The organism is Brevundimonas staleyi (genome assembly GCF_041893865.1).
Lineage (GTDB): Bacteria > Pseudomonadota > Alphaproteobacteria > Caulobacterales > Caulobacteraceae > Brevundimonas > Brevundimonas staleyi.
Window position 1 is genome coordinate 3,260,802 of sequence record NZ_CP169082.1, and the last position, 13,451, is coordinate 3,274,252.

A 13,451-nucleotide genomic window follows, 5' to 3' on the forward strand; every position below is an offset into this window, starting at 1 on the left:
CAGTTTCGCGCTCTCGCGCGCCGCTGCGTCCCCCGGTCGCTTCGCGCCGGAGGATGACGAAAGAAGACGAGGTCATTGGCTCAGCGCCTCGAGCTGCGCCGGCAACGCGTAGGCCCAGGCGGTTATGTCGCCGGCGCCCAGGAGGACGACGACGTCGCCGGGTTTGGCTTCCTCGGCGATGACGCGGGGCAGGACGGCGGCGTTCTCCAGCGCCGAGACGCGCAGGTGGCCGTAGCGGCGGACGCCGTCGACCAGGGCCTGTTTGTCCACGCCCTCGATGGGGCTTTCACCGGCGGCGTAGACGTCGGCGACGATGACGCTGTCGGCGTCCGAGAAGCTGGTCGAGAACTCGTCCATCAGGTCGCGCAGACGGGTGAAGCGGTGCGGCTGGACCACGGCGATGACGCGACCCTCGGCCACCTGACGCGCGGCCTTGAGGACGGCGGCGATCTCCACCGGGTGATGGCCGTAGTCGTCGACGATGCGAACGCCGTTCACGACGCCCGTGGTGGTGAAGCGGCGCTTGACCCCGGCGAAGCTGGCCAAACCCGCGCGGATGGCGTCGTCGGAGACGTCCAGTTCGCGGGCCACGGCGATGGCGGCCAGCGCATTGGCGACATTGTGCCAGCCGGCCATGGGCAGGTGGAGGTCGGTGATGCGGACCGGTTCGGCGCCGCCGCGCCCCTGAATGACCACGTCGAACCGGGCGCCGTCGGGGGCCATGTCGCAGTTGTCGGCGCGGACCATGGCCTGCGGGTTCGTGCCGTAGGTGACGATGCGACGGTTATCGATGGAGGCGACCAGCCGCTGGACCTCGGGGTGGTCGAGGCAGACGGCGGCGAAGCCGTAGAAGGGGATGTTCTCGACGAAGTCGCAGAAGGCTTTCCGCACCGCGTCGAAGTCGCCGTAGTGATCGAGGTGTTCCGGGTCGATGTTGGTGACGATGGCGACGGTGGACTTCAGGCGCAGGAAGCTGCCGTCCGACTCGTCCGCCTCGACCACGATCCAGTCGCCGTCGCCGACCTTGGCGTTGGTGCCGTAGGCGTTGATGATGCCGCCGTTGACCACCGTAGGGTCGAGACCGGCGGCGTCCAGCAGGGCGGCGACCATCGAGGTCGTGGTGGTCTTGCCGTGGGTGCCGCCCACCGCGATGGAGAATTGCAGCCGCATAAGCTCGGCCAGCATCTCGGCGCGGCGGACAAGCGGGATGCGGCGCTCGCGGGCGACCATCATCTCCGGGTTCGAAGCCTTCACCGCCGTCGAATAGACGACGGCTGAAACGCCTTCGCCGATGTGGGCGGCGTCGTGGCCGATGAAGATCCTGGCGCCCAGGGCCGCGAGGCGTTCGGTGTTGGCGGAAGCCTTGGCGTCCGAGCCCTGAACCGAATAGCCGATCTTCAGCATGATCTCGGCGATGCCGCTCATGCCGATCCCGCCTATGCCCACGAAATGAACCGGGCCAAGGTCGAAGGGTACGGGGCGAAGGCGTGCGATCATCGAAGCGTCATAGCGAGGGTGAAATCGGATTGCACCCTCCCGTCGGGTGTGAAGTCACCTCCCTGCGCGCGAAGGCGCGTGGGGAGGTGACGGGACCCAGTGCGCCGTCTCCCTCTCCCGCAAGGGGAGAGGGGCGATAAACGTCGCCTTAACCACAAGGATTCACGGTTGGCGCCTCACTCCCCGGGGCCGCGTTCGTGACCGATCTGAAGACTGACATCATTCATCTGGGCGACTGTCTGGAGGTCCTGCGCGGGCTGCCGTCGAAGTCGGTCGACATGGTGTTCGCCGATCCGCCCTATAATCTGCAGCTGGGCGGGGACCTGCTGAGGCCTGACAACAGCCGCGTCGATGCGGTCGACGACGACTGGGACAAGTTCGACAGCTTCGCCGCCTATGACGCCTTCTGCCGCGACTGGCTGAAGGAATGCCGGCGGGTGCTGAAGGACGAGGGCTCGATCTGGGTGATCGGCAGCTATCACAACGTCTTCCGCCTGGGCGCCGCGATCCAGGACCTGGGCTACTGGGTGCTGAACGACATCATCTGGCGCAAGTCCAACCCGATGCCGAACTTCAAGGGCACGCGGTTCACCAACGCCCACGAGACCCTGATCTGGGCCGCCAAGAGCCGCGAGCAGAAGCGCTATACCTTCAACTACGACGCGTTGAAGGCCTTCAACGAAGACACCCAGATGCGGTCCGACTGGACCCTGGCGCTGTGTACCGGCGAGGAGCGGATCAAGGGCGAGGACGGCAAGAAGGCGCATCCGACGCAGAAGCCCGAGGCGTTGCTGCACCGTGTGCTGCTGGCCGCGACCAAGCCGGGCGACGTGGTGCTGGATCCCTTCTTCGGCACGGGGACGACGGGGGCCGCGGCCAAGCGTCTGGGCCGTCACTACATCGGCATCGAGCGCGATCCCGAATACGCCAAGGTGGCCGAGACGCGGATCAAGGCGGTGATCCCGGCGCGGCCCGAGGATCTGGTCGTCACGGGCTCCAAGCGGGCCGAGCCCAAGGTGCCGTTCGGGGCGCTGGTGGAGGCGGGCCTCCTGGCGCCCGGCGATGTTCTGTATTGCCCCAAGGGCGAGCGCGAGGCGCGGGTGCGGGCGGACGGGTCGCTGGTGTCCGGCGCCCTGACCGGGTCGATCCACAAGCTGGGGGCCCTGCTGGAGAACGCGCCGGCCTGCAACGGCTGGACCTACTGGCGTTTCCGGACGGATGCGGGGCTGAAGTCGATCGACGCCCTGCGCTCGGAAATCCGGGCGGGGATGCAGTAGGCGATCACATCGCCAGGGCGCGTTCCAGCGCCTTTCGGAACACCGTCGGCAGGGACGCCAGGGCCACGGCCTCGGGCGTCCAGAGAAAGTCGCCCTGCCCCGTCGCGACCCGGACCGTCAGGGTCAGGGAGAAGTGGGTGAAGACGTGATCGACCGCGCCCGCTTCCGCCCAGTCGGCGGCGACGGGCGGTTGGGCGTCGGGCGGGGTTTCGGTCCAGTCGCTGGTGGGGAGGCCCGTCATGCCGCCCAGCAGCCCTTTGTCCGGACGGCGGACCAGGGCGACGCGGCCCCGACCGTCGCGCAGGACCCAGGCGATCCCCTGTCGGTGCGGACGGGCGGCCTTCTTCGTTTTCAGCGGATAGCGTTCGGGTTCGCCCGTGGCGCGGCCGGCGCACCACTGCGAGATCGGGCACATCAGACAGAGCGGGGACTTCGGGCGGCAGACGCCTGAGCCGAGGTCCATCAGGGCCTGGGCCCAGTCTCCGGGGCGGTCGTCGGCGACCAGGATCGCGGCGAGGCGCTTCAGCTCGGGTCGAGCGGCGGGGACGGGCGTCTCCACGGCGAAGAGGCGGGCGACGACGCGTTCGACATTGCCGTCCACGACATTGGCGGCGCGGTCGAAGGCGATGGCGGCGACGGCGGCGGCGGTATAGGCGCCGACCCCCGGCAGGGCCAGCAGCGCCGCCTCCGTGTCGGGAAAGACGCCGCCGTGGTCGTTTGCGACGGCGCGGGCGCAGGCCAGCAGGTTCCGGGCGCGGGCGTAGTAGCCGAGGCCGGCCCAGGCGGCCATCAGGTCGGCGTCCTCCACGGCGGCCAGGTCGGTGACGGTGGGCCAGCGGGTGGTGAACCGCTCGAAATAGGGCGCAGCGTGGGGGACGGTGGTCTGCTGCAGCATCACCTCGGACAGCCAGACGCGGTAGGGGTCGGTGCGGACCTCGGCGCCCGGAGGCGTGCGCCATGGCAGGGTGCGCGCATGGACGTCGTACCAGGCCAGGAGGGCGGCGCGCAGGTCGGCGACTTCGGAGGGGATCATTGGGACCGATATAGCTTCTCCATTCCCCTCGGGGGAGGGTCGTCGCGAAGCGACGGGGCGGGGAGGGCAAGGCGACGTGGCGACGACGTCTGCGGGCCTTGCCTTGCCGCCCCCACCCGGTCTCCGCTGCGCTTCGACCACCCTCCCCCGAGGGGGAGGGAGAAGTTCGTGCCGATCTGCGCTACTGTCTTCCCATGGCGCGCGATCTGCCCAGTGAAAGAGAAGCCCGCGAGATCCTGGCGCGGAAACGGACCCGGCCCGTGCCGCGTCCGGCGCCCAAGGCCGGGCGGTCGCTGGCGCCGTTCATCAAGGACCTGGACGAACGGTTCGGACGGGGCGCAGGCGCGCTGGAGCCGCGCTGGCGCGAGATCGTCGGCGACCAGCTGGCGCGGGTGACGCGGCCGCAGAAGCTGACCAAGGGGCGGGCCGGAAGCGGTGGGACGCTGGAGTTGCGGGTGGCGGGGCCGGCGGCCCTGCTGGTCCAGCATCAGTCGGCGGACATCCTGGCGCGGGTGAACCTGTTCCTGGGACCGGGCGCGGTGGACAGGCTGAGGATCGCGCAAGGGCCGGTGCAGCCCCTGCCCCAGATGGCGGCATCGAAAAAGGGCGCGCGGCGGCGGATCGACCCGCTGGACGCGGCGGCGGAGGCGGATCTGGTGAAGTCGGTCGAGGCCGCGCCGACGGGGCTGAAGGCGGCGCTGGCGAACCTGGGACGCGCCGTGCTGGCGGATCAGGCTAAAGGTCGCAGGCGGTAGGCGTTTTTCGTGGCGCCGAAACGTGAATTTCCGCGTTCGGTGAATGATGGAGCCGACACCCGGCGCCGCCTGAACGCTCGCGAGGCCGAATGTCCGAAAATCCAGTCTTCAAGTCCGGCGGGGTCAAGAAGGCCCTGGGGTGGTTCGTGTTTCTCGGCGGGGGCGTCGCCCTGGCCGCCCTGATCTATGCGACCGCCGTGAACATCGAAACGCAGAGCCAGGCCGATCTGTGGTCCGGGGTCGTGATCGGACTGTTCATCCTTCTGTTCATGCTGGGCGGGCTTTCGTTGCAGAGCCAGCGGTGGACGGTCGAGGGTGACGCGGTCGTGCTGCACCGGCTGTTCGGCAGGAAGGTCATCCCGCTGTCGGGCCTGGCCGGGTTCGGCGAGACGACCGTCATCGTCTCGATGTTTCCGATGGTTCAGATGGACCTCTACGATCGCGACCTGAAGCCCGTCGCCCGGTTGCCGGTTACGATCAGGGACGCCCCCGCCGCGGAGGCTCTGCTGGCGACGCGGCTGCGGTATGTCGTCAACGAGGGCAGCGCCGCACTCCCGAAGCGCCGGTTCGTGGACTAAAGGTCGCGGAGATTCCGACCGGCAGGGCTTGACCTTTTTCCGCCGCACCTGTTCTCGAGAACCATGGAATCCGCGCGTCCGTCGGGGAATCGCGCGATCATCCGGAACTCGAGTTCGCAAGGAAGACGCCATGCCGTTCAAATTCGCTTCGATGAGCCGTCGTGCGGCCGTGACCGGCGCGGCCCTGGCGGCCATGACGATGCTGGCGGCCTGTTCGGGCGGCGGCGGCGTGAGCGCTCCGGCCGAGGGCGACATGGCGCTGGGCGCGCCGGAAGGCGCCAAGGTCACCGTGGTGGAATACGCCTCGGTCACCTGCGGCCACTGCGCCACCTGGCAGGCGCAGGTCTATCCGGAGTTCAAGGCCAAATACGTGGACACCAATCAGGTCCGCTACGTCTTCCGCGAGATGCCGACTTCGCCGGAAGCGGTGGCCGTGGCCGGCTTCCTGGTCGCGCGCTGCGCCGGGCCGGACAAGTATTTCCCGGTGATCCACGAGATCATGGCCAGCCAGAACGAGCTGTTCGGCGGCGTGCCGCCTCGCACCATCCTGCTTCGCATCGCCAACGGAGCGGGCCTGTCGGAAGAGCAGTTCCAGACCTGCGTCACGGATCCGGCCGCGCTTCAGGCCATGGATGCCCGCATCAAGGCGGCGCAAGCCGCCGGCGTCAGCGGAACCCCCTACTTCCTGGTCAATGGCGAGCGTGTGCTCGACACCTCCATGGAAGGGCTGTCGACGGCGATCGACGCCGCCCTGGCCGCGAGCTGATCCGATGACCGCGTTCCGCACCCTGATCCTGGCCCTGACCGCCCTGACCCTGGCGTCGTGCGGCGGGGCGAAACCCGTGGTGGACGGGGACATGGCCCTGGGCGCCGCAGAAGGCGCCAAGGTCACCGTGGTGGAGTACGCCTCGCCCACCTGCCCCCACTGCGCCGCCTGGCAGGAAAACACCTGGCCGGCGTTCAAGGCGGCCTATGTGGACACCAACAAGGTCCGCTACGTCTTCCGCGAACTGCCGACCCCGCCGAACGCGGTGGCCGCGGCGGGCTTCCTGATGGCGCGCTGCGCCGGCGAGGACAAATATTTCGACGTGATCCACGCGATCATGCGGAGCCAGAAGGACTGGCAGAGCGAAGACGACATGCGCGCCAGCCTGGTTCGCATCGCCGGAGAGAACGGCATGGACCAGGCCGCCTTCCAGCGCTGCGTCACCAATCCGGAAGCCATCGCCGCCCTGGAGCGCCGGGTGAAGGCCGCCACCGACGCGGGCGTGACCGGCACCCCGACCTTCTTCGTCAACGGTCGTCATGTTTCGTCGATGGGCGGCGAGGGCGTCCTCATGTCAGACCTCGGCCCGGCCATCGACGCCGAACTAGCCAAGTGAGCTTATCCATGATCCGCACCCTGTTCCTGACTTTGGCCCTGATCGCCGCGCCGCTGACCGCGTCGGCCCAGACGGCGAGCGGTCTGCCGGCCGTCTCGGCCAGCGACCGTGTGCTGGGTCGCGCCGATGCGCCTGTGACGGTGATCGAATACGCGTCCTTCGTCTGTTCGCACTGCGCCCAGTGGCACATGACGGTGCTGCCGGAGTTCAAGGCGCGGTTCATCGACACGGGTCAGGTGAAGCTGGTGTTCCGCAACCTGCCGACCAATCCGACCCAGGTCGGCGCCCGTGCGGCCGGGATCGCCCGCTGCGCCGTGCCCGCCCGCTTCTTCGACGTCGCCTCGGCCTTCATGACCGGTCAGGCCGCGATCATCGACGGAGCGCCGCTGGCCGACTGGTACGCAGCCGGCGTCGCCGCGAGCGGCAAGACCGAAGCCCAGATCGACGCCTGCCTGGCCGATCCGGCGACGCTGAACGGCATTCGCGCCGAGGTGGCCGGGGCCAGTGCCGCCGGGGTCCAGGGCACGCCCAGCTTCTTCGTCAACGGCCGCGCCGTGGCGGACACCTCGCTGGACGGTCTGTCCGCGGCGATCCGGCCGCTGTTGCCCCGCAACTGACGACGGAATGCAGTTCCAGCGCCTCCGACTGGTCGGCTTCAAGTCGTTCGTCGACCCGTCCGAGGTGCAGATCGAGCCGGGCCTGACGGGCATCGTCGGGCCGAACGGCTGCGGCAAGTCGAACGTGCTGGAATCCATGCGCTGGGTCATGGGCGCCAACTCGGCCAAGGCCATGCGCGGCCAGGGCATGGACGACGTGATCTTCGCCGGGGCCTCGAGCCGGCCGCCGCGCAACCACGCCGAAGTTCAGCTGACCATCGACAACGCGCAACGCCGCGCGCCCCAGCCCTTCACCGACAGCGCCATCATCGAGGTGTCGCGCCGGATCGACCGGGGTCAAGGCTCGACCTATCGCATCAACGGCAAGGAGGTGCGGGCGCGGGATGTGCAGTTGCTGTTCGCCGACGCCTCGACGGGGGCGAACTCTCCGGCCCTGGTGCGTCAGGGGCAGATCAGTGAGCTGATCGCGGCCAAGCCGCAGAACCGGCGGCGCATTCTCGAAGAAGCCGGCGGGGTGGCGGGGCTGCATACGCGGCGGCATGAGGCGGAACTGCGCCTCAAGGCCGCCGAGGCCAATCTGGAGCGGTTGGACGACATCGGGCGGGAGCTGGATACGGCCCTGGTGCGGCTGAAGCGCGAGGCGCGGCAGGCGGAGAAATACAAGAAGATCTCGGCCGAGATCCGGGCCCTGCAGTCGGCATTGCTGTTCGTGCGCTGGAACGATGCGCGACTGGCGGCGGAGACGGCGGCGTCGGAGCTGGCGGCGGCGGACCGGGCGGTGGCCGAGGCGACCTCGAACGCGGCCAAGGCCCAGACGGCGGCCCTGTCGGCGCAGGAGGGGCTGAAGCCCGCGCGCGAAGAGGATGCGGTGGCGGCGGCCCTGCTGCACCGGGCGTCGCTGGAGCGGGACCGGCTGGACATGGCCGAGCAGCAGGCGCGGGCCGAGGTGGATCGGCTGACGGCCGAGACCCAGCGCATCGCCAACGACACCGAGCGCGAGATCGCCATGTCGGGCGACGCCGAGGCCGAACTGGCGCGGCTGTCGGCCGAGCTGGAGACCCTGACGGCCGAGATCGCGGCGGCGCCGCAGCGGGGGCCTGAGCTGGACCGGGCTCTGGAGGCGGCGGAAGAGGCGCGGCGTGCGGCCGACGCCGAGGTCGAGCGACTGGCCGGATCGCTGGCGGCGGTCGAGGCGCGGGCAAACGCCGAGACGGCGCGGAAACGCGACGCCGAGGCGCGGGTGGCGCGGGCCGTGGCGGCTCTGGACGGCGCGAAGCGAGAGCGCGAGGCCCTGGGGCCGCTGGAGACGCCGGAACTGGCGGCGGCGCGAGAGGCGCTGGAAACGGCGACGGCGGCCCTGACCGAGGCGCGGGCGGGTGTCGAGAAGGCCGAGGCCGAACGCGGCGACAAGGCGCGGGCCGAGCAGGAGGCGCGGACCAATGCGCGGGCGGCCGAGGATCGGCTGGGTCGGTTGCAGACCGAGGCGCGGGGGCTGGCGTCCCTGCTGGTCTCGGGCCGGCGGGACCATCCGCCGGCGCTGGATCAGGTGAGCGCGGACAAGGGATACGAGGCCGCTCTGGCGGCGGCGCTGGGCGACGATCTGGACGCGGCGCTGGATGCGAAGGCGGCGGCCTACTGGGGCGGGGCGGATGTCCCCTCCCCCGCCTGGCCCAAGGGGATCGAGCCGCTGGCGGACCATGTGACGGCGCCGGACGCCCTGGCGGCGCGACTGGCTCTGTGCGGCGTGGCGGGCAAGGGCGAGGCGGCAGGGCTGGCGAAGGCTCTGCCCGTGGGCGCGCGTCTGGTGACCAGGGAAGGCGACCTCTATCGCTGGGACGGGTTCGTCAGCCGGGCCGAGGCGCCGAGACCGGCGGCGGTGCGTCTGGCCCAGCGCACGCGACTGGCCGAACTGGAGGCCGAGATCGACGAGGGCAAGCCCGCGCTGGAGGGCGCGCAGGCGGCTCTCAAGGCGGCGACGGAGGCGTTCCGGGCGTCCGAGGAGGCGGTGAAGGCGGCCCGCCTGATGCCGTTCACGGCGGACAAGGCGGTGACGACGGCGCGCGATGCGGTGCAGCGTCTGGCCAACGAACAGGCGCGGCGCGAGGCGCGGGCGACGGCGCTGGACGAGACCCTTGCGCGGCTGACGACCGAGCATGAGGCGGCGGAGGCGGCCCTGGCCGAGGCCCTGACGACCGATGCGCCCTCGGAAACATTGGAGGGGCTGAAGGTCGAGCTGGCGACGGCGCGAACGGCGGCGGATGCGGCGCGGGCGGCGGCCTCCTCGGCGCGGGTGGATCGGGATTCCGAGGCGCGCGAACGGGCCGGGCGCGAGCAACGACTGGCGGGCGCGACGCGCGAGCGGGACGGCTGGGCCACGCGGGCGAAGGATTCCACGGCGCGGATCAAGGCGCTGGAGGGTGATGCGACGAAGGCGGCGGCGCAACTTCTACAGGCCGAGCGGGCGCCGGAGGCCTTGGCCTCGCAGCGGTCGAGCCTGATGGACATGCTGACCTCGGCCGAGACGCGGCGGAAACAGGCGGCGGATGCTCTGGCGGTCGCCGAGGGCGAGGCGGGCGACGCGGACCGGGCCAGCCGGGCGGCGGATGCGGCGGCCTCGAGCGCGCGTGAGGCGCGGGCCGGGCTCGCGGCGCGGTCGGAGGCGGCGGCCGAGCGGCTGCTGGACGCGCACAACAATGTCCGCGAGGCGGCCCAGATGTCGCCCGAGGAACTGGGCCAGCGGCTGATCGACGACGCCATCGCCCGCCCGCCGGATGCGGCCGGCGCCGAAAGCCTGTTGTTCGGGCTGGAGCGCGAGCGCGAGCAGCTGGGGGCGGTGAACCTGCTGGCCGAGGAAGAGGCGCGGGAATACGGCGAGCGGCTGCAGACCATGCGGCTGGAGCGGTCGGACCTGACCGGCGCCATCGCCAAGCTGCGCGACGGGATCGACGAGCTGAACGCCGAGGGTCGCGAGCGGCTGGTCGCGGCGTTCGACGTCATCAACGACAACTTCAAGAGCCTTTTCGAGGCCCTGTTCGGCGGCGGTCAGGCGGAGCTGAAGCTGGTCGAGAGCGACGATCCGCTGGAGGCGGGTCTGGAGATCTACGCCTGTCCGCCGGGCAAGCGGCTGGCGGTCATGTCGTTGATGTCGGGCGGCGAGCAGGCGTTGACGGCGGCGGCCCTGATCTTCGCGGTCTTCCTGGCCAATCCGGCGCCGGTCTGCGTGCTGGACGAGGTGGACGCGCCGCTGGACGACGCCAACGTCGACCGCTTCTGCCGGATGCTGAACGAGATGCGGAACCGCACGGACACCCGCTTCATCGTCATCACCCACAACCCGGTGACCATGAGCCGGATGGATCGGCTGTATGGGGTCACCATGCCCGAACGAGGCGTGTCGCAACTGGTCAGCGTGGACCTGACCCAGGCCGAGAAGCTGGTGGCGTGATCCAGGACGTTCCGGAAGCCCCACCGGCGGTTCATGCCCTCACTCTGACGGGCGTGGGTCGGTTCGCCGTGTTCGCCGATCTGGCGACGATCCAGCGCGAGGGCGGCGTGGCGCGGATGCGGTCGTTGCAGGTGGTGGAGGAGGATTTCACCGTCGGGACGACGCGGTACTGGGGCGGATGGTCCTGGTGGCGGTTCGACTGTGAAGCCGGAATGGCGGATCGGCTCGACTTCGCCTCGGTAGCGGTGGGCGGGGCCGAGGGTCCGGCGATGGCGGAGGGGCAACCCGCCTATGAGGCTTCGCCCGGCGGGGATGCGGCGGAACTGCTGGCCGTGGGGTGCGGCACGGTGGAGCCGGAAGTCGTGGCAGTCACGGTGGATGAGGCGGTGCGGATCGGACGGGAGGCGATGGGAGAGTGATTTCCCATAACAGGGATGTTGACGACATCATTGCCGCCTAAACGAACGCCTACATCTTTTAGGTTGGCTACATTAGCATCAAAAAGCATTGATGGCAGAATGTGGGGCTAAATTGACACCAAGGCAGTTTGACGGTTTATATTCGCATCAACCGAGCTTGCCGTCAGGATCACCATTAAAATGATAGCCAACCGCTACGATCTATCGGAAAGCGTCGCCTATCACACTGGAGCATTTCCTCCCGCAACGCTGAACTACGAAGCCCTGCTTGGCCCACTTGAGGAGGCTGCCGCATCGCTTGCGCGATACGACGCCAAGCTGGCAGGGATGGTGAATAGCGACTTGTTCCTCGCGCCTTTGCGTCGTCAGGACGCAGTCAGTTCGTCCCGAATGGAAGGGACGATCTCCACTATCGAGGAAGTCTATCGTCTCGAAGCTGATGAAGATGGGGGGGCTGTCGATCCCCATCGACAAGCGCGAAACGATGACGTCGAGACTTTCCTCTATTCCAGAGCTTTGCGGAACGCCCAGCAGTCGCTTGCAGAAGGCGCACCGCTAAGCGAGCACCTAATTCGAACAGCTCATCAACAACTCCTGTCGTTTGGACGCGGGGCCCATAAAAGGCCTGGCGCTTACAAGGTCGAACAAAACTACATCGGCGATGATCGCATCGGAAAAATCTACTACGTCCCCATTCCTCCTGAGCATCTCGCCCCTGCGATGGGGGAACTGGTTAGCTTCATAAACGATGGAGGAATGCGTCCGCTTATTCGCACCGCGTTAGCCCATGTCGAGTTTGAAGCCCTTCACCCCTTCGAGGACGGAAACGGCCGGATCGGGCGAATTCTGATCACCCTTATGCTCTGGAAACTCGGCATCATCAGCCAGCCCAACTTTTTCGTTTCCGGCTACTTCGAAACGCACAAGTCTGAGTATATCGAGCGGATGCGCGCGGTCTCCGCGATTGGTGACTGGACAGGATGGACGGTCTTTTTCCTTCGAGCCATGCACGAGCAGGCGAAATTCAATATCCAAACGGCTGACCGGATATTCGCCCTCTACGGCAGCATGAGAGAGCTTTTCAGAGTGGTTTTGAACTCTCAGTTCCACGATCAAGCTCTGGATTTTATATTCTCTAGCCCAGTGTTCAGGAATGATCGATTTGTAGATCGATCCGGGATTCCCACTTCCTCGGCACGTCTGATATCGCGTCGCCTGGTCGATGCGAACCTTCTGCGGACCATCGAACCATCGGCCGGACGACGCGCAGCACTCTACGCATTTGATCCGCTTTTAGACCTCCTGCGGGTTTAGCGGCGGTACAACCTTAGAGTCCAACGACACGCGATCCCTCGGCAGGGCCTCCGGGCACTGATCCCGCATGAAGGTCATCATCTTTTCGCGGATTTCGCAGCGGAGGTCGAAGGCGACGGGGGCCGAGCGGGCGCTGGCGAGGCAGCGGACCTGGAGGACGCGGTCGGTGATGTCGGTGACCTGAAGCACCTGCACATCGCCGTCCCAGAGCTTGGACGCCTTGACGATGCCCTCGAAGCCTTCGCGGAGGCGGTCGATGGGGGCCTCGTAGTCGACGTAGAAGAAGGCCGTGCCGATAAGCCGGGCGTTCTCGCGGGTCCAGTTCTGGAAGGGGTTGGAGATGAACCAGCTGAGCGGCAGGACCATGCGACGCCAGTCCCAGAGCTTCACGACCACATAGGTGGCGGTGATCTCCTCGATATTCCCCCACTCGTTCTCGACGATGACGGCGTCGTCGATGCGGATGGGCTGGGTCAGGGCGATCTGGATGCCGGCGATCATGTTGGTCAGGATCGGCTGGAGGGCCAGGCCGGCGATGATGCCGACGACGCCGGCCGAGGCCAGAAGCGACACCCCCCACTGACGGAAGCCGGCGATGGTCATGAGGGCAAGGCCGACCGTGACGATGGCGAGCACGACCTTGGCCACCCGCTGGAGGATGCGGGTCTGGGTCAGGTGCTTGCGGGCGAGAAGGTTGTCCTCGACGGCGATGTTGTAGCGCCGGAGGTGCATGACCGACCACATGTCGAGCACGCCCGAAACCAGCCAACCGACCGTCAGGATGAACAGGAAGAGCAGGACGGCGCGGATGTCGTTCGACGCCTCCAGCCCCAGGGGCGAGACCGACACACCGACGGCGACGCCGATCAGGATCATCATGACCCTGAGTTTCATGCGGGCGCGTTCGACGACGCCGCGCCAGAAGACGTCCTTGTCCCTAACCATGCGGCGGAGGACGGCGAAGGCCAGCTTGTGGGCCAGCCAGCCGATGGCGACGAAGGCGGCGACGATCAGGGCGATGACAGCCCATTCGGGCAGCCAGGCAACCTCCTGACGCAAGGTCGCGATCTGACGGATCAGGTCTGAGCGGGTGTCCTGCATGGGGGACCGACGCATTGCGCCGGGTTTTGTTCC

12 protein-coding genes are annotated in these 13,451 nt (G+C 68.3%); 9 read left to right on the plus strand and 3 right to left on the minus strand.

The window, feature by feature from the left end; translation table 11 throughout:
* Positions 1-72: 72 nt before the first annotated feature.
* Complete coding sequence (murC, locus tag ACETK8_RS16505) at positions 73-1,497, minus strand: UDP-N-acetylmuramate--L-alanine ligase (protein ID WP_374036913.1); 1,425 nt, start codon at positions 1,495-1,497, stop codon at positions 73-75.
* Between the two features lie 197 nt (positions 1,498-1,694).
* Between murC and ACETK8_RS16510 the strand changes: the two genes are divergently transcribed.
* On the plus strand, positions 1,695-2,774 hold the full coding sequence (locus tag ACETK8_RS16510; protein WP_374036914.1) for a site-specific DNA-methyltransferase: 1,080 nt from the start codon (positions 1,695-1,697) through the stop codon (positions 2,772-2,774).
* Positions 2,775-2,778: 4 nt separating this feature from the next.
* On the opposite strand, the gene mutY is transcribed toward ACETK8_RS16510, so the two are convergent.
* Positions 2,779-3,807, minus strand: a complete 1,029-nt coding sequence (gene mutY / locus ACETK8_RS16515) for an A/G-specific adenine glycosylase (protein ID WP_374036915.1) — start codon at positions 3,805-3,807, stop codon at positions 2,779-2,781.
* Between the two features lie 194 nt (positions 3,808-4,001).
* On the opposite strand from mutY, the gene ACETK8_RS16520 reads away from it, so the two are divergent.
* From ACETK8_RS16520 to ACETK8_RS16555, 8 genes are all read left to right on the plus strand, one after another.
* Positions 4,002-4,562 carry a DUF721 domain-containing protein gene (locus ACETK8_RS16520; protein WP_374036916.1) on the plus strand — a complete coding sequence of 187 codons (561 nt, stop codon included), beginning with the start codon at positions 4,002-4,004 and terminating at the stop codon, positions 4,560-4,562.
* An 89-nt stretch (positions 4,563-4,651) separates the two neighbouring features.
* Positions 4,652-5,140 carry a hypothetical protein gene (locus ACETK8_RS16525; protein WP_374036917.1) on the plus strand — a complete coding sequence of 163 codons (489 nt, stop codon included), beginning with the start codon at positions 4,652-4,654 and terminating at the stop codon, positions 5,138-5,140.
* Positions 5,141-5,270: 130 nt separating this feature from the next.
* Positions 5,271-5,906 (plus strand): DsbA family protein, encoded by a 636-nt coding sequence (locus ACETK8_RS16530; RefSeq protein WP_374036918.1) that lies wholly within the window; start codon positions 5,271-5,273, stop codon positions 5,904-5,906.
* A 4-nt stretch (positions 5,907-5,910) separates the two neighbouring features.
* Positions 5,911-6,522 (plus strand): DsbA family protein, encoded by a 612-nt coding sequence (locus ACETK8_RS16535; RefSeq protein WP_374036919.1) that lies wholly within the window; start codon positions 5,911-5,913, stop codon positions 6,520-6,522.
* A gap of 8 nt (positions 6,523-6,530) precedes the next feature.
* Positions 6,531-7,139 carry a thioredoxin domain-containing protein gene (locus ACETK8_RS16540; RefSeq protein ID WP_374036920.1) on the plus strand — a complete coding sequence of 203 codons (609 nt, stop codon included), beginning with the start codon at positions 6,531-6,533 and terminating at the stop codon, positions 7,137-7,139.
* Between the two features lie 7 nt (positions 7,140-7,146).
* Positions 7,147-10,584 (plus strand): chromosome segregation protein SMC, encoded by a 3,438-nt coding sequence (gene smc, locus ACETK8_RS16545; RefSeq protein ID WP_374036921.1) that lies wholly within the window; start codon positions 7,147-7,149, stop codon positions 10,582-10,584.
* Positions 10,581-11,003 (plus strand): hypothetical protein, encoded by a 423-nt coding sequence (locus tag ACETK8_RS16550; protein ID WP_374036922.1) that lies wholly within the window; start codon positions 10,581-10,583, stop codon positions 11,001-11,003. The genes smc and ACETK8_RS16550 overlap by 4 nt, the downstream gene beginning before the upstream one ends.
* 180 nt (positions 11,004-11,183) lie before the next feature.
* Positions 11,184-12,317, plus strand: coding sequence for a Fic family protein (locus tag ACETK8_RS16555; RefSeq protein ID WP_374036923.1), 1,134 nt, complete (start codon positions 11,184-11,186; stop codon positions 12,315-12,317).
* Here the strand turns inward: ACETK8_RS16555 and ACETK8_RS16560 are convergent.
* Positions 12,297-13,433, minus strand: coding sequence for a mechanosensitive ion channel family protein (locus ACETK8_RS16560; protein ID WP_374036924.1), 1,137 nt, complete (start codon positions 13,431-13,433; stop codon positions 12,297-12,299). The genes ACETK8_RS16555 and ACETK8_RS16560 overlap by 21 nt on opposite strands.
* Between the last annotated feature and the right edge of the window lie 18 nt (positions 13,434-13,451).

Coding starts and splice junctions, on each gene's coding strand:
- murC (WP_374036913.1), bottom strand. CDS start 1,497: ATGATCGCACGCCTTCGCCCCGTACCCTTCGACCTTGGCCCGGTTCAT.
- mutY (WP_374036915.1), bottom strand. CDS start 3,807: ATGATCCCCTCCGAAGTCGCCGACCTGCGCGCCGCCCTCCTGGCCTGG.
- ACETK8_RS16520 (WP_374036916.1), top strand. CDS start 4,002: ATGGCGCGCGATCTGCCCAGTGAAAGAGAAGCCCGCGAGATCCTGGCG.
- ACETK8_RS16525 (WP_374036917.1), top strand. CDS start 4,652: ATGTCCGAAAATCCAGTCTTCAAGTCCGGCGGGGTCAAGAAGGCCCTG.
- ACETK8_RS16530 (WP_374036918.1), top strand. CDS start 5,271: ATGCCGTTCAAATTCGCTTCGATGAGCCGTCGTGCGGCCGTGACCGGC.
- ACETK8_RS16535 (WP_374036919.1), top strand. CDS start 5,911: ATGACCGCGTTCCGCACCCTGATCCTGGCCCTGACCGCCCTGACCCTG.
- ACETK8_RS16540 (WP_374036920.1), top strand. CDS start 6,531: ATGATCCGCACCCTGTTCCTGACTTTGGCCCTGATCGCCGCGCCGCTG.
- smc (WP_374036921.1), top strand. CDS start 7,147: ATGCAGTTCCAGCGCCTCCGACTGGTCGGCTTCAAGTCGTTCGTCGAC.
- ACETK8_RS16555 (WP_374036923.1), top strand. CDS start 11,184: ATGATAGCCAACCGCTACGATCTATCGGAAAGCGTCGCCTATCACACT.
- ACETK8_RS16560 (WP_374036924.1), bottom strand. CDS start 13,433: ATGCGTCGGTCCCCCATGCAGGACACCCGCTCAGACCTGATCCGTCAG.